8 protein-coding genes are annotated in these 20,218 nt (G+C 68.8%); 1 reads left to right on the top strand and 7 read right to left on the bottom strand.

What is annotated here, in order from left to right; translation table 11 throughout:
• Nucleotides 1–69: 69 nt before the first annotated feature.
• The 4 genes from ABZ883_RS00350 to ABZ883_RS00365 all read right to left on the bottom strand — a co-directional run bounded on the left by ABZ883_RS00350 (nucleotide 70) and on the right by ABZ883_RS00365 (nucleotide 3,970).
• Nucleotides 70–1,761, bottom strand: coding sequence for a DUF6119 family protein (locus ABZ883_RS00350; RefSeq protein ID WP_360898992.1), 1,692 nt, complete (start codon nucleotides 1,759–1,761; stop codon nucleotides 70–72).
• Nucleotides 1,762–1,845: 84 nt separating this feature from the next.
• Nucleotides 1,846–2,475 carry an RNase H family protein gene (locus ABZ883_RS00355; RefSeq protein WP_360898995.1) on the bottom strand — a complete coding sequence of 210 codons (630 nt, stop codon included), beginning with the start codon at nucleotides 2,473–2,475 and terminating at the stop codon, nucleotides 1,846–1,848.
• A gap of 106 nt (nucleotides 2,476–2,581) precedes the next feature.
• The gene (locus ABZ883_RS00360) at nucleotides 2,582–3,232 is read right to left on the bottom strand and encodes a hypothetical protein (RefSeq protein WP_360898998.1); all 651 of its coding nucleotides are present in this window, start codon (nucleotides 3,230–3,232) and stop codon (nucleotides 2,582–2,584) included.
• Between the two features lie 171 nt (nucleotides 3,233–3,403).
• Nucleotides 3,404–3,970, bottom strand: coding sequence for a hypothetical protein (locus ABZ883_RS00365; protein ID WP_360899001.1), 567 nt, complete (start codon nucleotides 3,968–3,970; stop codon nucleotides 3,404–3,406).
• A gap of 648 nt (nucleotides 3,971–4,618) precedes the next feature.
• Here ABZ883_RS00365 and ABZ883_RS00370 point away from each other — a divergent pair.
• Nucleotides 4,619–5,563, top strand: coding sequence for a serine/threonine-protein kinase (locus ABZ883_RS00370; RefSeq protein WP_360899004.1), 945 nt, complete (start codon nucleotides 4,619–4,621; stop codon nucleotides 5,561–5,563).
• A gap of 33 nt (nucleotides 5,564–5,596) precedes the next feature.
• Here ABZ883_RS00370 and ABZ883_RS00375 read toward each other — a convergent pair whose 3' ends face one another.
• The 3 genes from ABZ883_RS00375 to ABZ883_RS00385 form a co-directional block, all read right to left on the bottom strand.
• Entirely contained in the window at nucleotides 5,597–7,846 is a 2,250-nt protein-coding gene (locus tag ABZ883_RS00375) for a UvrD-helicase domain-containing protein (protein WP_360899007.1), read from the bottom strand.
• The gene (locus ABZ883_RS00380) at nucleotides 7,843–14,760 is read right to left on the bottom strand and encodes a DEAD/DEAH box helicase (RefSeq protein WP_360899010.1); all 6,918 of its coding nucleotides are present in this window, start codon (nucleotides 14,758–14,760) and stop codon (nucleotides 7,843–7,845) included. Before ABZ883_RS00380 ends, ABZ883_RS00375 begins: the two co-directional genes overlap by 4 nt.
• A 345-nt stretch (nucleotides 14,761–15,105) precedes the next feature.
• Nucleotides 15,106–20,202: a class I SAM-dependent DNA methyltransferase gene (locus tag ABZ883_RS00385; protein ID WP_360899013.1), complete on the bottom strand. Its 5,097-nt coding sequence runs from the start codon at nucleotides 20,200–20,202 to the stop codon at nucleotides 15,106–15,108.
• Between the last annotated feature and the right edge of the window lie 16 nt (nucleotides 20,203–20,218).

Genomic DNA, 20,218 nt, shown 5'->3' on the forward strand with positions numbered 1-20,218 from the left:
GGGACGAGAGCCGCGGGGCCGGTTGAGGACGGCCCGGCACGGCTTGTTCCGCCGTCCGAACAGCCCCTGTCAGCGGCGGATGGGCACGATCTCGACCTCGGCATTCATCGCGCGCAGTCTGCGGACCGACTGGAGCAAGGACACCTGGGCAAAGGCGAAGAGGGAGTCGACGGTGATGTCCTGGCCGTCCTTGAGCAGGATGCCGAAGACCACCCGCAAGGTGCCGAAGTCCTCCAACATACGGTGACCGGGGGTGTGCTCGGCCACCTGCGCGAGGAACTGGGTTCGGATCCGATCATCGCTGCGCAGGGTCTCGACCGCGGTCACTCCCTGGGCGAAGAGGTGGTTGAGCGGTGCGGTGCCCTGGCCGGAGGACGCCTTCTTGACACAGATCAGCTGGTTCTGTGGACCGAGGAGGTCGCAGATCTCGAGTCCGCCACCATTGAACTTGTCGGTGACGATGTTCTTCTTGTCGAAGAGGATGTAGCCCGTGCGGTCGGCCGCGTGCTCGTTGTACCAGCCCTCGTCGTGCTTGTCCCGGCCCTTGCTGTCGCGTTCGCCTTCGGGCCAGCGCGGAAGCACGACGGTCGGCTCCTTGGCGAAGAGTTGCCGGAGCTCCTCCTCCAGGGTCTCCAGGAACCCTGCGCCGACCTCGTACCACTTGCCCTGGCCGTAGAAGCAGCGGTCGGTCGCGACCGGTACGTCGGCGATGAGCCAATCCCTACCGTTGGTGGCGGCACTTGCCGGCGTCTGCTGGTCGTCGGCGCTGTACATCATGACGCGAACCTCGCCGAGCGCCTTCAGCCGACTGCCCTCTTCCTTGCCGCGTACGAGGTCCAGGAGCGTGGGCAGATCCAGATCGGCAGTGTTCACGGAGCGGCTTCCCCGGGTGAGGCGGAAGGACTGGGCGGAGCCGAACCCCTCCTGGCACGACTCCGGTACGCCGAGTGCCAGCCGGGGGCTGCACTGGTCCGCGAGCAGCTTCTCCAGAACGGCCTGGGCGTCCGTGGCCTTGCGGCCCCGGGGATCGAGCGCGCGCAGGCGGGCGACGAACCCCAACTCCGGCAGAGGTTCCTCACGTGCGCACACCTCCTCAATGGCATGCAGATCGCTGAGGAAATCCTCGAGGCTTGTGGCGAGGGGCAGCTTGATGGTCGACTCGGCGCACTCGACCTTGACTCGCTGTGCCGTGCCGGATCGCAGGGACGTCAGTTCGATGCCGCTGACCGTGCCGCCGATGCGCCGGACGATGGCTCCAAACCGGTCCAGTCCGAAGCCGTCGATGCGTTCACCACGAGCGACCGAGTGCTCGTCGACGCGTCCCCGGCCGTCCATGATCTGGTTGCGGACCTTGATGACGCCGTCCTCGTCGAGACTGCGGGTGGCGAACTCGAGCCCGAAATCGTCGTCGCGGAAGTACGGGTCGAGCATGTGGAAGCCGACGCCGTAGCTGAGCGCGTAGATTCCCTGCGAGGTGCGCATCAGGATGAGCCCGGCGGCGGAGTGACTGCGCTCATTGACTTCGAGCCCTGTGATGCCCTCGACGGCGGTGCACCAATCGGCCCTCGTGCGGGGAACGCCGCCCGTGACCAGGAGTCCTTCGATCCCCTCACGGGAGAATTCCCGGGCCTGATACCCGGGGCGCTGAAGGTAAGGACTGCGGACGAAGTCACGCAGTAGGACATCCCGTTCGTCCGGGACTTTGAGGCGATGGAGTGTCGACTTGCGGGTCGTGTGCTTGCGCTTCTTCCGACTGTTCATGAGGGGTCCCTTCGGGTGGTCCGGTACGCGTTGCGCAGGCGGCGTGGCGGCATTGGGCCGTGGGCAGGGACGGCAGCAGCACGGTCAGGCGGCGCGGCGGTACTCGGCGAGGGCGCCGGCCGCCCACAGCGGGACGAGTCGCGGGATCTCGGAACCGGCGACTTGACCGCGTACACAGCGCAGCCCGAGCTTGGCCAGGGAGTCCGCGGCTTCGTTGAGGGGGTTGCCGACGTGGGCCTTCTCGTGCACGAACGTCAGGTGCGGCGTGAACTCGGCAACCATCTGGAGTTGTACGAGGGTGGGGGCCCGCCCCTGGGAGCGGACGTTGGTGCTGTAGCCCTCCGGCATCCTGTTGCCGCCGCGCTGCCAGGCGTGCAAGTACTTCAGTGCCTCGATGCTGTCGATCCGCACCTCGACGGGCCTGCCGGAGCGAGCGGCGAGTACGCGCTTCAGGCCCCAGTGAACGGCCCGCAGTTCGGTGACGACGACGCGGGCGCGGGGTCGGGCGACGTAGGTCGGATAGATGTGGGCGCACAGCCCCGTGTGACCCGTGGTGGCGAGGTAGCCGGAGGCGACGCGGTCCGCGCCGACAGACCCGTCCGTGGCAAGGACGATCGGCCCGGACACGGCCTTGACCGTCGAGTTGACGCAGATCCCGTGCCGAATACGCGTCTTCGGCCGGGGCGCGTGGGCGAGCGGTGAGCGGTGGCCCATGATGTTCCTCCTGTTCGTATCGGGTGGGCGGCGGGCGACGCGAGGTCGCCTGCCGTCGGCAGCGAGAGATGCGGCCCCAATGGCAGGGGCCGGTGTATCCGGGGTGTCAGTCACCGAGCGTGAACGCCAGGCCGCCGGCCCGAAGGTCGGCCTCGGTCTGGGTGAGGCCGCCGCGTTGGGACACCTCGACGGTGTAGAACTTCGAGCCCGGGGTGATGTCGTCGACCGTGAACGTGAACGCACACCCCTCGTCGATCTTCTCTCCAAGGCCCAGCGAGCCAGTGGCGACCAGGGTGCCTTCCGCGTCGGTGACGTTGACCTGGGTGCCGAAGTCGATGTCGGAGTAGCCGCCGGTACCGGAGCACGGCTCGCCGGCCTCGAGCGCGGCGCCGACCTCGGTGAGGGTCAGGGTGCCGTCCGTTCGGAACGGCTCCGGCGCCGAGGTGCTCTCAGCCGTGGCGGTGCTGGAAGGGGTGCCGGCGTTCGCGATGACCGCGTGGTCGCCAAGAAGGGACGAGGAGAGCCAGCAAACACCGACCGCTGCGGCTCCCATGGCGACCCCGAGGGCCAGGACCGTGCCCCGCGACAGGCGGGTCCAACGGGAACCGCTCAGCGGCGGAGGCGAGGGCATGGGCGGGACCGGGATCGTGTCCGGGAACGGGGCCGCCGGTGCGGCAGGCTCGGGAACCGGCTCCGAGGCGGGGACGTAGGCGGGCTGCGCGGACTCGGGGGCGGACATCGCGGTGATTCCTCTCATGAGGATGACTGGAGCGAAGCTGAGCGTGGGCGTGCAGGGCGTATGGGCACGATCGGCGCCCATGGCTCTACGCGGCGTATTTGAAAGGGAGTCGGCAGCCCGAGCAGATACGCCCGGGGAGGTACGCAGCCGCCGCGCCGTGATTTCGGCGAAGCCGGAGGCGTCTGGGCGTCAGCCGACCTTCTCCCACTTGTTGCAGCCCTTGGTCTCGAAGTACTCGCCCTTGTGGACCGTCACACGCGCCTGCCCGGTGATGTTGTCGTTGGCGATGATCGCGTCGAACTCGCCCGAGGCGTTCTTGAGCCGGGCCCAGTAGCAGCCGAGGCCGAAGTCGTCGTCCTGAGGACCGGCGGTCTTGTAGGTGCCGGCCTTGATGTCCTCGCCCACCAAGTACTGGCCGTCCCCGTCGATCGCGGCGGGCGCGGCGGGCTTCTTGGTGGGCTTCGGCTTCGCGGGGGCCTTCGCGGTGACCGTCACAGCCGGCTTCGGCGCGGCGGCCTCGGCGGTCCTGGTGACGGTGACGGTCGGCGTGGGCTGCGCGGACGCCGCCGTGGAGCCGGACTCCCCGCTGCCGCCCATTCCGGCTCCCACACCCAGAGCGACGACCGCGACCGCGCCGTGGGTGAACCACGCCTTGCGGCGAGAGGGCTTGATGCCGGGGGGCGTCGCCGGCGGGACCTGTCCCCACGCGGGCTGGGCAGGCTGACCGAACGGGGACTGCGGGGTCGGGGTGCTCATCTGAGGTCCTCCGGTGGGTGGTGGTGTGCTGCTGCGCAGCGGGGAACGGCAATAGCCACGGCGTTGCCGCCGCTTCCAAATGGAAGCGAGACCAGATAAGCAGCAAAGTGAAAGCACTGTCAAACGTCTAGACGGATTTGGCGTCCGCTGTAGAGCGTTTACTGTTCACTCCGACTGGCCAGAGAGGTGCATGACCCCACGCCATGCACCAACAGCCGTCAGCCCAGCGCCCCGACGCGGCGCATGTGACTGCGGCCGAGATCTCTCGCATCGCGGGTGTCACGCGCGCCACCGTCGCAACCGGCGCCGTCGCGACGATGACTTCCCCGTCCCCAGCGGAGGCACGGGGAGCAGTCCGCTCTACGACCTGACGGCTGGGTATGGCTCTGGGGCGCGGGTGGTCGTCCGCCGCCTCGCCAGAGAAAGAGTCGCGCACGGCACTGTCCTGCGCGGGTCCTGCCCGCCGGCTCAGCTCGGGCTAGATGGCGTCGCTTTCGTGTGGTCCGTGCGGGATTTCGTGTTCCTTGAGGGTTTTCCGGTGTGTGCACGAGGCTGGTTGACTAGTTCCGTGCGGGCTGTCGAGGGCGGGCCTCTGGCCGGGCAGCCCCTGCACTGACATACCGCTGGGGCTCACCGGAGGAAGAGAACGTGGAGCAGTTCGCTGCGGGCAAGGTTCTGCGCAGCAGATACCGGCTGGAACGGATTCTGGGCAGAGGAGCGATGGGGCACGTCTGGCAGGGCACGGACGTGTATCTGGAGCGCCCCGTCGCGGTCAAGACCGTCGCTGCGGATCTGCTGGCCCTGCCCGACTGGCGTCGTATCGCCCTGGCGCGCTTCGAAAGGGAGGCCAAGGCCGCCGCTCGTCTGGACCACGCCAACATCACCACCGTTTACGACGCGGCCGTGACCGAGGATGTTTGCTGCCTGGTTATGCAGCTCGTCGACGGGACAACCCTCGACAACGTCATCGACGGCGCCGACGGCGGGCGCCTGCCCGTGTCTGCCGCGGCCTCTACGGCAGCGCAACTGTGCTCGGGGCTGTCCGCCGCGCACGCGGCCGGCTTGGTGCACCGCGACCTCAAGCCTGAGAACGTCATGGTCCGCACCAGCGGTCTGGTCAAGATCCTCGACTTCGGTCTCGTGAAGGTTCTCTCGAACACCGACCCGCAGCTCACCATGACGGGCGAGAGGCTCGGCGACGTGTCGTATGCCTCGCCCGAACTCCTCTCCGGCACGGAGCCGTTGGACGGGCGGAGCGACCTTTATGCGCTGGGGTGCCTGCTGCACCGTATGCTCACCGGCCGGCCACTCTTCTCCAGCGAGGGCGTTGCCGAGTTGGTGACTCAGCACCTCACCGCATCCCCTCCCCGGTTGGCCGACTGCGGTGCCGATGCCCCGGCCGCGCTTCAGGAGCTGGTGCACGCCCTGCTCTCCAAGCGTCCCGAGGACCGCCCCGGCAGTGCGGTGGAGGTGTACGCGACCCTCGCCCCGTACCTGCCGGCCCCAGATCCGGCGCTCGCGGCCCGGAGGATGCCGCCGGAGGATCCCCGGCGGCCGTTCCTCGTGCCCCAAGGGCCGATCGTGCTGCGTTAGCCGAAGTTCACCGCGGCACGATTCCAGGGGCGGTCATGCCGCAGCCGGCGGCCGGGCCTGGATCAGTTCCTTGAGGAACGGGCTTGGCTCCCCGTGCCAGAAGACATCCAGGCTGTCTCGTGCGCGCGTGGCTGCAACGAAGAGCAGAGACCGGGCGCGCTGCATCTCCGTCCGGTAGCGCGCCGGGTCCGTGGTCCGTCGCTGCTGGACGCTCGCACGTGGCACCAGCCCGTCGGTCACCCCGGCGATGATCACGCGCTGGTACTCGAGCCCCTTGAACCGGAACATCGTGCCGATGTGGACGCCGCTGTCGCCCCGGGGTCCGTCCGGGCCGATCTCCAGCGCACGGATGCCGTGCCGAGCCAGCGTCGACGCGGCTTCACTCGCCATCTGGTTGGTCGGCACGGCTATGGCGATCTGCTCGTGCGGCACCTGGCCCCAGGACTCGATCAGCGCGGCGATCGCCTCTCGCTCGTCCTCCCAGTCGTTCAGCCTGTGCAGATCCGGAAGAGCTCCGCTGAGGACGGACCGGTACCCGGCCAGCGTCTCGGTGCTGCCGTCGAGGTCGTCGTACGTCTCGTCGCCGAGCACGTTCAGCGCGGAGCGCAGGATCTGCCGGGTGGTGCGGTAGCTCAGCGACAGCTTCGACGACCGGCCCCGGATGTTGATGCCGAGGCTGCCGAGGGTCACCTGGTTCTTGTAGATGCGCTGGTGGGTGTCACCGACCAGGAAGAGGTCGTTGCGGTCCGGAGCGGTCATCGCGCGGAGCATCTTCCAGTGTGCGGGGCGTAGGTCCTGAGCCTCGTCGACGACGATGTGCCGGTACCGGTAACGCAGCCAGCCTCCCGAACCGTCGGCCACGTGGATGTTGTCCAGGCCGCCCGCTTCTTCCCGCTGACGGTCGATGGCCTGGATACGCCGGGCGCGTTCCGCCTCCAGTTGAGCCGCCCGCTCCGCGACCTGGTCCCAGGTCTGGACTCCGAGCCGGTCCAGGCGCTGGACGAATCGCTCGGCAAGCTGCCAGATCTCGGCGCGTTCGGTACGGGTGACCGTGCCTCCTCGTCCGGCGCGGCGGGCACGGAAGTAGTCCGTGCGGGAGGTGACGGCCTGGCCGAGGATGACCTGTGTCCATTCGTCGTTCAGGAACTCCGCGTCCCAGCCGTCCTCGCCGAGTTCGTCCAGGAGCGAGCGCCATTCGCCGACCGCCTGCGCCTCGTCGATGATCCTCTTGCGATTGCCCGGTTCCGCCTCCCGGACGGTCCGCAGCGCGAGCTGGTCGACGTGACTGATCTCGACGCGCGACAGCAGCGCCTCGCCGCCGAGCGCCAGCAACCGGGACCGCAGGTCCGCCGCGAGGTTCTTGTTGTAAGTGGTCAGCAGGACCGGCTTGGTCCGGCCGGCCGGGAGCTGGGCGACCAGGTGCTTGACCCGGTGCAGCGCCACGATCGTCTTACCGGTGCCGGGGCCGCCGCCCACACGCGCCGGCCCGCTGTAGTCCCGCGAGACGAGCTTGGCCTGGGTGGGGTGCAGGAACACCTTCCAGCGCCCGAAGTCCTCGCCCTCCAGCGCCTCGCGCAGCGCGTCGTCGGTCGTGGTGACGATGGTGGCGGGACGCTCGATGGCGGCGCGGAAGTCCTCGGGGTCGACGGGTTCCGGCGTCGCGACAGGAGCGGTGACCTGCTCCAGAACGTCGTCGTACGCCTTGCCGTCGTACAACGCCAGCAGCACCTCGCCGGTGAGCTGGGGCGCATACTCGACGAGTCCGAGGAGCTGGTCAACGGTGGTCAGTGCGGCGACGACCGGGATCAGCGACGGGGCCACACCCAGGTCGGTGAGCTCTTGTTCTGACCACTTCGCGAACAGCGGCTCCGGAGCGACCGGCTCGGCGGGCTCGGTGGGTGTGGTGGTCCGCGGGGCCGCGGGACTGAGCACTTCCTCCTGCACGACCTGCAGGTCCACGTACTCGATGCCGCCGGTGACGCGGTTGACCGAGTACGTGAGCCGGTCCAGATGCGCGTACACGTCCTTGCGGTGCTTGACCGAGACGATCAACCAGTCGTCGTCGGCCAGGCGCAGCAGCAGGGCACGGTACTCGTCGTTGACACGCGCCGAGTACAGCTTGTCGTGCCCCTGGAGCTGCTTGAGACGCAGGCCCGCGGAGTCGGGGTTGGTCTTGAACTTGTGCTGGAAGTCGTAGATCGCGCCCTTGACGGGACGGGGGAGCCTGAGGATCTCCCGGTCCGCCTTGTCGAGCAGGCGCAGCGTCACGTTCTGGCCGGTCACGGCTGGTCGTTCTCCCCGTTTTCCGTGGTGGTGCCGTCAGGCTGGTCTGGATGCTTCCGGTCGCCGGACGGAGGCGCGCCCTCGAGGCGGTCCGCGATGTCGTCCGGGGTCCAGTGGGCGGCGGGCCGCACCTCCCAACCGGCAGCGGCGAACGCACGGTCGCGGTCGCCGGCCTCCGGATCCTCGTCCTCGCCCGCCGGCGGGCGAGGGGCGAGGACGACACCGACGCGTGCGGTGGGCCAGGCCAATTCGGCCAGCCAGCCGTTCTCGTCGAGCTCGTAGCCGTCCTCGGGAACCGGGACACCGCGCGTGGCGAGGGCCTCGGCGAGCGCGAGCAGGCCGGGCTCGTCCGGGTCGAGGTATTCGACAACCCGGTCCCATGCCTCGTCCCGGACGGGCGGGGCGACGCCCGCCGCGGACAACTCCGTCGCGGCCGGGGGCTTCGGCGAAGGCGCGACGGCCTCGGCCGACGTGGGCGTGCCGTCGGCGGTCGCGGCGGTGGCGAGTGTGACGCGGACACTCTCCAGGACACCGCTGCCGCCCGTGACGGCCAGGGTCTCGACGGCGAACCCGTCGATGCGGCCGGTCGTGAGCTGGACGGCGTCACCACTGCCGGTGTCCAGGAACTGGAGCAGGTTGGTCCAGTACAGCCAGGCTCGCCAGCGGCGCTTGTGCGCCTCCTCCCGGGTGTGGACGCCGGGCGCGTCGTCGAGGAGGACGATGCCGGTCCACGCAGGTGGCTTCGTACGGCCGTCCGCGGCGAGGACCAGAGGCAGCCCCGACCGGTCCGTGACCGTGAACAGTTGCACCGGGCCGCGCGGCCCTGCGGGTGTTGTGCCGCGCAGCGCCGCCGTGATCTGCTCGCCGAGTACGTTCGGCGACAGTGCGACGGGGCGGGTACCGGTGCCCATGAAGCCAGCGAGGGCGGCCTCCGCCCGCCACTGCCAGCGCTTGGCGTCCGGCCGGCGGAGATATTCCACGAGCTGCACGGCCGGGTTGACCCACACCGTCTCCGCGAGCTCACCAGGCAGGGCGCCCCAGACGTTGGCGTAGTAGTCGCGGGCCTTGCTGCGGGCCTTGTCCTCGTACGGTTCCCACACCGGGTCGGCCGGGCCGGCGCCAGCGTAGCCGGTGTCCCGGACGCGGCGCTGCCACTCCTTCACGTCGCCGTAGGTGAGCTGGAAGACCCTGAGCCCTTCCGCACGCAGCCGCGTGCGCTTGTCGGCGTCGTCGCCGACACGGTTGTGCTGAGGGCCGGCGTGGAACTCGTAGCCGTCCAGGTAGACCGCCAGGCGCGGGCCTGGCGCGTCGACCCGTTCGAAGAGTACGTCGGGGCGGGTGCCGTCGAGGACACGCTGCTGCGACACCCGCCAACTCAGCGTGGAGCCGTCGGCCGCAGTCAACCGCAGGTCGAGCGCGTGGGTGCCGGCCGGCGTGATGTAGGCGTCACCGCTCGCACGGCTCTCCGGAAGTCCGGCCCACTCGCGCAATGTGTCGATGAACAGGACTTCGAGATCGCTCTCGGCCTGCTGGTGCATCGGGATGTGCTGGGTGGTGGCGACGGGAGAGGTGCGCCAGCGCTCACCGTCCGCACCGAGCAGCTCGTCCAGCATCTGCCGGACCTCGTTGCGGCTGACCTTGTCGTAGTCGGCCGGCGGTACCCGGCGCAGCAGGCAGCGGTGGCAGCCGTCGAGTCCCTTCTCCAGACAGCCGCAGCCCTCGATCACCTCGCGGGCCTTCAGCAGGACCTCGCGGAAGCCGTCGGAGGTCGCCAGGCGGTGCAGGTACCCCGTGCCGCCGGGCAGCCGGTCATACACCACGAGGAACCGGCGCGGCCAGTCGCGGTCCTCGCCGTCCGGCATGGAGGCGGCGGTGATGTCGATGTGGTCGGGGTCGCCGCCGTAGCGGGCTGCTATGCCCGCGAACAAGGCCGCGGTGAACGAGGCGAGCCGTTCCTTGGCCCGCGCTACGGACGCCGGCAACAGGATGCGGACTGCCTCCGTCGTCAGTTCGTGCGCCAGTAGCAGCGGCACGTCCACTCCGGCGCCCTGCTCCTCCCCGCTGCCGCTCAGCCGTCGGCGCGGGCACCACAGCTGATGGTGGGCGCTCGCACGGGTAGAACGGGCGAGCGAGGCGGTGAGCGCGTGCTGCGACTGGTCGACGACCGGCCGCCCGTCGGCCGTCGCCCCACCGCAACTGGTGCATACGTAGAACGGGTTCAGGCGTACGTCGTCACCCGCCAGTGGAACCGTGCTGCTGCCGTCCTGGCGGTCGACCCCGAGGTTCAGCGTGCGGACGACGGCCTTGCGTGTGAAGTCGGCGCCGAAGACCGCGGTGTCGTGCCGCCACGATCCGGCCGCCAGGTGCGCCGGATCGACGTCGACGGTGGTGAGGACCGCGTACCGCCTCCGGTCCCGTTCGTCACGGTCGTCCCGTACCCGGGCGTCGTCCCGCTTGTCCCGGGACATCACCCGCCGGGGCTCCAGCACGTGGTGCACGCAGCCCGCGTCGGCGATCTCCCGGGAACCGCACCGCGGGCACGGCGAGGTGTCGTTCTTCGGGTCGCCGTGGGTGCGCGCGTAACCGCAGCCCGGGCACAGGCGCCACACCGCCCAGGCGCGCCGTTCGGGGCTGCCGATGTCCAGGGCGCGCACGACGTGCCGGTAGCCGTTGACGTAGAAGCTGTTGCCGGGAGCGAGCTCGGTCAGGGCCAACTTGCGGGAACGCTCGTAGTCGCGCACCTCGCTGCGGTACACCCAGTCCCGGCGCCGGTCGTCGCCCTCCGGGCCGGCCTCCGTGGCTTCGTCGTCCCCGGAGGCCTCCTTCCAGTAGAGCGTGGCTTCCAGTGACGTCGTCGTGTCGGTGAGGCTGTAGTTGGGCAGCAGGCCCAGTTCGACGAGGGCGCCGTGAGCGCTGGTCTGGCTCAGCTCGCGCAGCAGCTCGCCCGTGGCGCGCCGCTCCGCGATCAGCTCACGCCGCTCCGCGCCCTGTTCGCGGTCCTCGGAGAGCAGCCCGTCCACGGCGTTGTCGATTGCGGCGATACGGCGGCGCAGCTCCTCACGGCGCGCCGTCCACTCCTCCTCGGCCTCCTGCAAGGCGCGCGCGATGCCGCCGGTGGCATAGGCGCGCAGTTCGTCCGCCGCGTGCGCGGACACCCCCCGGTCGTCCTCGGGGCCCCCGGACGCCTGGGGGAACAGCGCCAGGAACTCCTCCATCAGCCGCGCCCCGTGGGTGAGCGCCGCGTCCGACAGGTCCTGGCACCAGCCGGTCGTGCCGAACAGCGCCGACGACAGGCGCGGCACCGGCATGAGCAACTCGCCGTCCGCGGTGGTCAGCTCGCCACGCGCCGCCCGGTCCAGCAGGTGCGCCGTGTACTGGCGGCGCAGGATCTCGACGGCCGACAGGTAGCAGCCCGGCGGCACGATGTCACCGGCGATCATCTCTGTCGGGTCGTCCAGGTAGTACCGGTCGCGGGCCCGGCGCCCGCCGAAGGCGACCACCAAGGCGTTGCCGGTCCTGCGTCCCGCACGTCCGGCACGCTGCACGTAGTTCGCCGGGCCGCCCGGCAGCGAGCCGAGCAGCACTGCCGACAGGTCACCGATGTCGATGCCCAGTTCCAGGGTGGGCGTGCAGGAGAGCACATTGGGATCGGTGTAGTGGGTGCCCTGCCGGAACGTCCGCTCCACCCGTTCCCGTTCCGGCCGCGTCAGCATGCCGGTGTGCTCCGCCGTGACGACGCGGTAGGTGCCGCCGGTCAGATACAGACGGCGGTAGTAGTCGGCCCGGTAGTCACGCTCCAGTTTCCCGCCGAAGCCACCGCTGCCCGCCCCGGTCGACGACATGCCGTGCTGGGGAGGGGTCAGGATGCCGGTACAGCGCCAGCGGGGGCAGGGGTGCCCGTACCAGCGGGTGCGCCGCTCGGGCGGCACCACCTGCTGCCAGCCGCACTCCTCACAGGACACGAACGCTTTGTTGACCAGGTCGTCGGCCAGGAGCCGCACGTGGATGTGGCCCGGTTGAAGCCCGTAGACGCGGGTCATGCGGTCCTTGGCGGTGCGCACCGACAGCACGCCCTCGTCCGCGAGGACGGGCAGCAGCCGGCGCAGGTACTCCGTCGCCTGTGCCGGGTCCAGGCCGAGGCAGCGCCGCGTCCAGTCCTGGTACCAGTTGCCACGACCCGAGATCGTGTCGAACTTCGTCTTCTCCTTGGGGCCTTCGAGCAGAAACCGCGGCGGCGCCACGTACCCCTCGGGGAAGGCGGGCATCCCTTCCGGCCGCTGCCCGGAGATCAGGTACTGGTTGACTCCCGCTTCCTTGATCCAGGTGTCCAGCCATTGGTGCCGTACGCCGCCGCGCAGCCGCACCCGCTCCAGCAGCCCGCGCACGAAAGCCGCGTAGCGCTCGGGCGTGGGCAGCCCGCCGTCCAGTCCCAACTGCCCCGGCAGCGTGAGGTGAAGGTCCCGGGCGAGGGCGACGATCCGGTCCGGGTCGGCGACCACCACCTCCGCGGCCGTGGTCCGGGTCAGCTCCAGGGTGCGCCCGAGCCGCGAACGCAGCCCGAACTCCATGACCGTCGCGAAAGCGAGCCGTTCCCCGATGAGCTTCCAGGTCCGCGCGTCACCGGTACCGCGGCCCGACAGGAGCCGGTCCACGCCCGGTTCGTCGTGCAGGTCCGGCGGGACGACCGCGGCCAGCGTCTGCGGGTCGTCCACGGAGTCCAGCACGTTGCCGATGAGGTCGTTGAGCGGGAGGGGTGCGCCGACCTCGTCCAGTTGGTGTGCCAGCAGCGAGCGCAGCGAGAACTTGTACGAGGCGTTGGCCACGTACCCGGCGCGGTGCGCCGCGTCCTGGGTGGAGTCGTTGAACAGCAGCGTCTTGCGCTCCTCAGGCGCCAGCGCGATCTCCTGGCCGCCGGTGAACAGCTGGGTGACCGTGGCGGAGGCCAGCGCGGCGAGCGCGGTGCCGAGGAACCTGATGCCGTTGTCGGTGTTGCATGCCGGACAGGTGTCGTCCTTGGCGGCCTGGTCGGCGGTCTTCTTGTCCAGGACGGCTCGCGCGAACCACGCGTCCTGCAGTCCTTCCTCGTCCTCGGCCACGGGCATGCGGTAGGTGCCCTGCGCACCGTCCAGCACCGTCACGGACAGCGGGTCGGCACCGTCGGCCTGTTTCGGCCCGGCGCCGGTGAGTGCGGCGAGGGCGTCCCGGGCCTCGGCGGGGGTCGCCGAGATGAAGTACCGCAGCCGCCGCTTGTCACGTCCGACAGCGGCCTGCCAGATCCGCAGCGGGCTGGTCTCCAGCTTCTGCGGATCGGCCTCCGGGGACAGGGCCGCCCAGCCCGAGCGACCGCATACGCGGCAGTAGATCGCCGGCAGGTGGACCTGGGCCGGTCGTTGCACGGTGTCCGAACCCGGCAGCGCCTGCGGGCGCCGTGAGTCCGCCATCGGCCATTCATCACTGTCGGACAGGTCTTCGGAGGCGGACGCAGCGGTGAGCGCGGAGCGACGTGCGATGGTCCGCTCGTCCTCGTACCAGCGGAACTCCGGCCGGGCGCCCACCCCGCTCAGGACCCGGCCCACCGGCCGGACCCACAGATGAGCCTCGATGTGCAGCAGCGGACGCGGCCGGCGCTCGTCGGACTCCGGATCCCGCGCGGACGACAGCAGCGCCACGAACCGCGACAGCGCCTCCAGCGCGAGCCGCGGGTTCTCCCGCGCGGTGCGCGCCCACGCGTACCCGAAGCGGGCCATGCGGTCCCGCAGCCCCCACTCGTCGAGCGGCTCGCCGTTCAGCAGCGCGAGCACACCGTGGGTGAAGTCGTGCTTCCTCAGCAGCCTCCCGATCTGGAAGGCGTCCAGGCCGCGCCGCCCCAGCAGCCGCTCGGCGAGTCCGTCCAGGTCGAGCCGGTCCGGGTCGGACTCCACGCCCGGCCCGCCTGAGACGTTGATGACGTCCTTGGGGCTGGGAGGCTCGGGCAGCTCGTAGTCGATGTCGCCGACGAAGTCGTCGGCGCTCAGCCGTTCCTCGCCGATCACCGAGTCGGGCCCGAACGGAACGCCGAACACCTGCTCGGCGACGGTGAGGATGCCGCTGGCGTCGCCCCCGCCCTCACCGAGGGTCGCCGAGGTCGCCACCGGGCAGATCGAACCGAGCGGCCGCTCCGGCTTCGAGGCGCCCACGGCGGCCGCCAGCCGCCGCAGCAGCATGGCCACGTCGGTGCCCTGAGCGCCGTCGTAGGTGTGGAACTCGTCCAGCACCACGTACGCCGGGTCCGCGCCCTCCCACAGCGAGCGGTCCTCGGCCCGCTGCAGCAGCAGGTCCAGCATCTTGTAGTTGGTGATCAGCACGTCCGGGGGCGACTGGCGCATCTCCTCGCGCCGCGTCATCACCCGCCGGAAGTCCGTGTCCGGCTTGTCGCCGATGTAAAGGCCGGCCGTCACCTGGGCCAGCTCCGGCTGCGCCAGGTAGTCGCCGATGCGGCCGGCCTGGTCGGTGGCGAGCGCGTTCATCGGGTACAGCAGCACGGCCTTCACCCCGCGCCTACCCAGCGCTTTCTGCCGTCGGCAGTGGTCGAGCACGGGGATCAGGAACGACTCGGTCTTGCCGGACCCGGTGCCGGTCGTCACGAGAGTCGGCTTGGCCGCACCCTTGTACGTGCTCAGCCGTTGCCATGCCTTCGCCTGGTGCCGCCACGGCGTGAACGACGGCTGCCACTCGAGCGCTGACTGCCACCCGTCAGCGGCGGGGTGGAACGGCGTCCTGATCCGCAGGTACGGCCCCCGGAATATGCCCGTCTCCGGATCCCCGAGGAATCGCTCCAGCGCGAGCCGGGTGTCCTCGTCGGCCAGCGCGTACGTCGTCGTGAGGTACTGCGTCAGACTGCCGCGGAGCTGCGCGGCGGCCAGGGTGGGCTTCACGAGGACCTTTCAGGCAAGTCGGTTACCGGGACCGTCGGTGTGTGGCGCCGTGACAGACGGCGAAGGCACCGTGCCGATCGGCCTCAAAAATAGCGCCCGACTCTGACAACGGCACCCACCTGGTCGAGGTCGCCGTGGCCGATGCTGCGTTCACATGCGGGACTCGAAGCAGGCGGTGGAGGCACTGAAGGTCAGCTCGGTGGCGCGGTCGGCGTTGCGTGAGACGATGTGAGCTTGTTGCTGCTGCGATGAGCCAGTCCCGTGGCCCGTTGGGTAGGCGTACGGCGGCCTGCGAGGTCGGCGCTTCTCTAAAGGAAGCGCCGACCTCGCGACGAGTAAGGGAACTTAGGCCTCACGGCCCCCAGATGGAGTCCAGCGACCAGCAGCGATCTCCTTGTCAAGGCGAGCTTGGAAGTGCGTGTGAGCGACACGCATCTCGGCCTCGCGGTCCGCCTTGTAGAAGGGGGCGGTGTAGCCAGTCGGGGGCGGGGTGGTCTCCGGGTTCTCTAGGTGGACCATCAGATCGAGGTAGTCCTCCTTGGTTTGGCCGTGGCCGTAAGTGTTGTGGTTCGCAGCGATCTTGCGGCCCTGTGCGTCGAAATACATCTTCGACTCGTAGTCGGAGAGGACCGGGTAGCGGGACTTGTAGATCGCCACCAGTTGGTCAGAAGTAATGCCGAGCCAGACGGATACGAGGGCGTCGAGCTCCACCAGAGCCGCGCGGCGCCCGTATTCCGTACGGAAGGGCGTGCCGTATTCCCAAGTCGGTTTGAGGTGCGCTGCGAGCGGCTTTAGGTTCGGCCAATTGGGGTTGGCCCAGTTCTCGTAGCCGGACCAGGTGGGGTGGAACAATTCCTCCCAAAGGGGAGCGTAGGCTTCGGTTAGGGCATTGAGGCGGAGGGTGCGGAGGAGTAGAGGGTGAGCGAGAGGGTGGTTGAGGGTAGGGGCAGGCATTTTCCGGACCTCGGAGACACTCATATGCGCGCGACCCGTGATGCGGAGCAGGTAGTCAATGGGGAGAGCGGCCCAAAACCCTGCGGTGAGCGCTGTCGTCTTGTTGTCTTCTACGTGCATACTGCGGACCGCATTCACGTGAGCTGGCCCTGGCGGGATCAATGATGGAAAGAGGCTTCGCTCGGTGTCGAATGGGATCATGTCGCGCCATGCGACGCGATAATAATCCGTATATGTGCCCCAATCTCCCCATTGTTCTTGGGCTTGCCTGAAAAGGCTCATGGAGCTGATGCGACGGTAATTAGTGCGTGGAATGGCGTTGGCTGCGAGGGAAGATAGCTCGTAGGTTGTGTAATCGCGATTCGTCTTGCAAGGGATCTTTGGCTTCTTTGCCATGGGGGTGGCGATGCCGAACAGTGGACCTTGAAGAATCACATCATTCCAACTCTCGGGGTCAGTGGTCTCCCAGGTAATCAGACGATTCTTGCGGGCTTGATCCTCCAAGTACCCGATGGCCACTCTTGCGTCGAGAGATGCCATGCGAGGCGTAGTGTAGGACAAGGCGGCAATCGCCCCCTGCTCATCGGTGGTCACCGGGTAAAGCAACGAGGCCTGCGTGCCCGGTGTGTCCTCCTCTCCAGATAGTTCGTTCCATTCGGCGAGGCGGGCGGAATCCACTGCTACAAGCCGGTCCTTGTGGGGTCGAAGCTCCCACTTTCCATTATGTTTTATTCCTGGAAGCGGCCCATTCCCGTCGTGCTCGAATGATTTGAGCAGAGTGGTAGGGTCGAATAGCCAGCTGGCGTGAACGAAGCGAGGACTCCTTCTATCGCCGTAGATGTTTATGCTGAACTGGCGAGTGCCTTCTACTTCGTCAAATAGTTGGAGTCGGTTGGAGAAATGTGCATGTGTGCGCAGGTGTTCATATGCTGCTTCTCTTAGCGGGCCTTCATTCACTCCGCTGAAGTGTGTATCTGGGTGAATTAGGCCGGTCATCCCGTCGGTAGCGGTATGGCTCCACGTGCGACACATGAAAGCTCGGTACAGGTCCGGTTTTGTCTTCACTAGCACAGGATATGTGGTTGGGCTGCCGAGTACTGTGGCGATGCCGCAATTTTTGGAAAGCTCGCTGAGATAGTATGTTTTGGTTTGTGAACTGACGAGCTCATCTCGCCTTTGCCGCCAATCGGCTGCGCTGGGCCTTTCTGACAGTGCGAACCAAGGGTCCGCCTCGGCGAGCACCAGGTTTTCTTTCCACTCCGGCCGCACCCAAGGCGGATTTCCCACCTGCAAGTCATACCCGCCCCGCGCACCGAAGACCTGCCCGAACTCCAGCTCCCAGTGGAAGAACCCCTGCCGCTCAGCCACATCACGCGCGACCGCCGCCCACGGATACCGCGACTCCAGCGAGGTGAACCGCTCCATGCCCATCCACTCGGGCAACTCGTTCTCGTAACGCTCCAGTTCGTCCAGCGTGTCGAATTGGGCCACCAGCGAGTCCGCAGGTACGTCCTGCGTGCCCAGCAGCGACTCGGTGAAATCCAGCCAGTCGTCTAGCGAGGCCAGCGCGATCACCGGGCGCCGCTCGCCCCGGATCTGTTCCTTGCGGCTACCGGCCCGTACGCTCTTTGACTTGACCTCGACGACCTCGACCCCGCCGAAGAAGTCCTCCTTCTCATATGTCTCCCGTGCGGGCGCGCTCGACTGTGCCGGGACCGGGGTCGCCGACACGACCCACCCCGCCGACTGCAAGGCCACCGCCGCCGCCCGCGCGTACGATTCGTGCGAGCCGTCCAGCAGCGCAGCCTCCTGCACCGGCCAGAACCACAGCGCGCACCACGCGTCCATCAGCGTCTTCAGGCGCCAGTACGGGGTATCGACCGCTTCCAGGTCGGCCTTGACCTTCTCCCTCGGCACCGCGACCTCAGGCGAGCGCAGCCAACCTTCCTCCGCGCCCCACACGTCAATCCGCCGTGAGATCTCCCGCTCGGAGATCTCCAGCCGTCGGACGACCAGCCCCCACAGGTACTCCGCCCGCCTCGCCAGGCCCTGCAGACGCTTGGTCTGCGTGGCGTTGGGGGACTTGGTGATCGCCTTGCGCCAGGCCGCGAGCGCCTTCGCATCCTTCGGGGCCAGCGCCTTGGCCTCCTTCTCGGCTGCGACCGCGCCCCACTCCTTCGCCGGGAGTAGGAAGTGGTGCACTGCACCCTCGGGCAGCGGAGCGCCCGTCAGCGCCTCCGGCAGCGGGAAGCGCTCCGGAGTCGTGCCCAGCCACCCGCCCTTCTTCAGGCGCTCGGCGGAGTAGACCTCCCGACGACCGCCGATCAGCGAGTTGCCGCGCCGCAGGTGCAGGCCGAACCATGGGGCCTCCATGCCGGGGTGCATGGTGTTCAGCCACAGCGACACCTCCGCCAGCTCCACTGCCGTGTTATTGAGGTCCACGCCATAGGAGTTGTGCAGGGCGATGTATGCCTTGGTTTTCTGGAGCTCGACCGCGTACTTCTCCGTGTCGATGCCGACGCCCAGCTCGTCCTGGCGGCGCCGCAGGTACTCCGTTGCGACCTGGTTGATCGCCTCGTTTAGGAACGCGCCCGAGCCGAGCGCCGGCTCGCAGATCTTCCACTCAAGGAGTTCGCGTGCCTCGGTGATGGTGTCGTCCTGGTCTAGGCGACGCTGCAAGGCCAGTTGGACCGTCACGTGGGTCAGCGACTCGGGCGTGTAATAGGAGGCCGAGGTCTGGCGGTCGCGCCCCGACAGGCGGTACACGAACGCGCCGGGCGCGTACCGCACGCGCTCCTCCACGCCGGTGTCCTCGTCCTTGTGCCGGACGAACACCTCGTCGGGATACTCGTCGGCCTTCATCGCCGGGACCAGCCAGGAGCCGTCCTTCGGGTCGCCGTTCTTCGCGACCTCGTACAGCTCCTCGCCCGCGACGAAGCCCGAGTAGGACATCAGGCCCTCGTACACGGCGCCGAGCTGGTTGATGCCGAGCTGGGCGTAGGAGATGAAGCCGCCGCGCTCGCGTCTCTTGCCGCGGGTCAGCATCAGCAGGCGCAGCACCCGGTACAGCGTCTCGTTGCGCAGGCGGGTGTCGATGAAGCGCTCCCCACCCGGCTCACCCTCCCCCTCGCCCTCGCCGCCGGCCTCCGTGTCGACGCGCGGGTCTGGCACGGTGTCCCGGCCGATCAGCCGGATCGCGTCCGGCTCGAACAGCTTTGAGTGCAGTGGCTCGAAGCGCAGGCCCATGCCCTCGGAGGTCTTCGCGGCCACGGCCTCAGTGGACTCCGCGTCCACGCCGTGGGTGCGGCGCGGGCGGTGGCCCTCCTGGACCTTGCGGAAGAGCAGGTCCAGGGACTCGTACAGGTAGAAGCCCTTGCGGGACTTCTCGTCGACGAGGTCGCGTTCGGCGATCAGTTCGCCGAGGCGGCCGAGGCCGTAGCCCATCTGGTACTCGGGGTAGTCCGAGGGCAGGATGCCCAGTTCGGGGCGGGCCTCCGCGTAGAGCAGGAACAGGACGCGGTACAGGTAGCGCAGCGACTCGCGGGTCAACTGACTTCCCAGTTCGGGGAGTTCTTTGACCTGGTCCGGGCGGACGCCGGACTCGCGCAGGCGGTCCAGGACCTCGTTGGCGATCAGTTCGACGCTCAGCCGAAGGCCGTCGCGGAGTTCACTGGAGACGCCCACCGCGTGCTTCGTTGACTTGTCGAGGAGCGAGGCGAGGGGGTTCTCGCCGCCCTCTTCCGGGGTGCGCAGTGAGTCGGCGCCAAACAAGGCGGCCACCGTGTCGAGTTCGCCGCCCGCCTTGACGTCGTTGCGCTCCAGCGCCATGTCCAGCGACACCGCCAAGTAGCGGCCCTCGCCCCACGCCGCGCGGTCGGCGAGCACGACGACACCACCGACCAGCAGCAGGACGTAACGCGGTGCGTCCTCGCAGGCGAACAGGAAGGACGCCAGCTTGGAACCGGTGGCGACGGTGTGCTGCCCATCCAGGCGCACCTCGTCCAAGAGGCGGCCCGCGCCATCGGGGTCCAGGGCGTCGTCCGGCTCGGCCGACCAGCCGCAGTCCAGGGCGACGAGGTCCTTCTCCGCGTGCGCGACCGTCACCTCGTGGGACTGGTCGGCGCGGACGACGGTGAGCGTGCCGGGCTTGGCGTCGAAGCCGAGGGCGTGCAGCACCTCCGCGTTGAGGGCATGCACGCGGTCGCGCCATTCGGGTGCGTCGTACGTCACGGCGTCGTCGCCGGTGGCCGCCCGTTCCTCGTCCATCGTGAAGTACGAGCGGGCCGTGAAGTAGGGGCGACGCAGCGCCCGCAGGCCGGCGCGCGGGGTGACCGGCAAGGCGCCCTCGGCCCGCTCGGTGCCGGCGGCGTCTTCCTCGCGCTGCTTCCATTCGGCGAGCAGACCGGACTTGAGGTCCTTGGGGAGGACCTCGGCGAGGTAGTGCGCGGAGAAGTAGTCGCCGCGGTTGACCAGGCTGTCGTACGTCATCTTGGTGAACCTCTAT

Source organism: Streptomyces sp. NPDC046977 (assembly GCF_040644455.1).
Classification (GTDB): Bacteria; Actinomycetota; Actinomycetes; order Streptomycetales; family Streptomycetaceae; genus Actinacidiphila.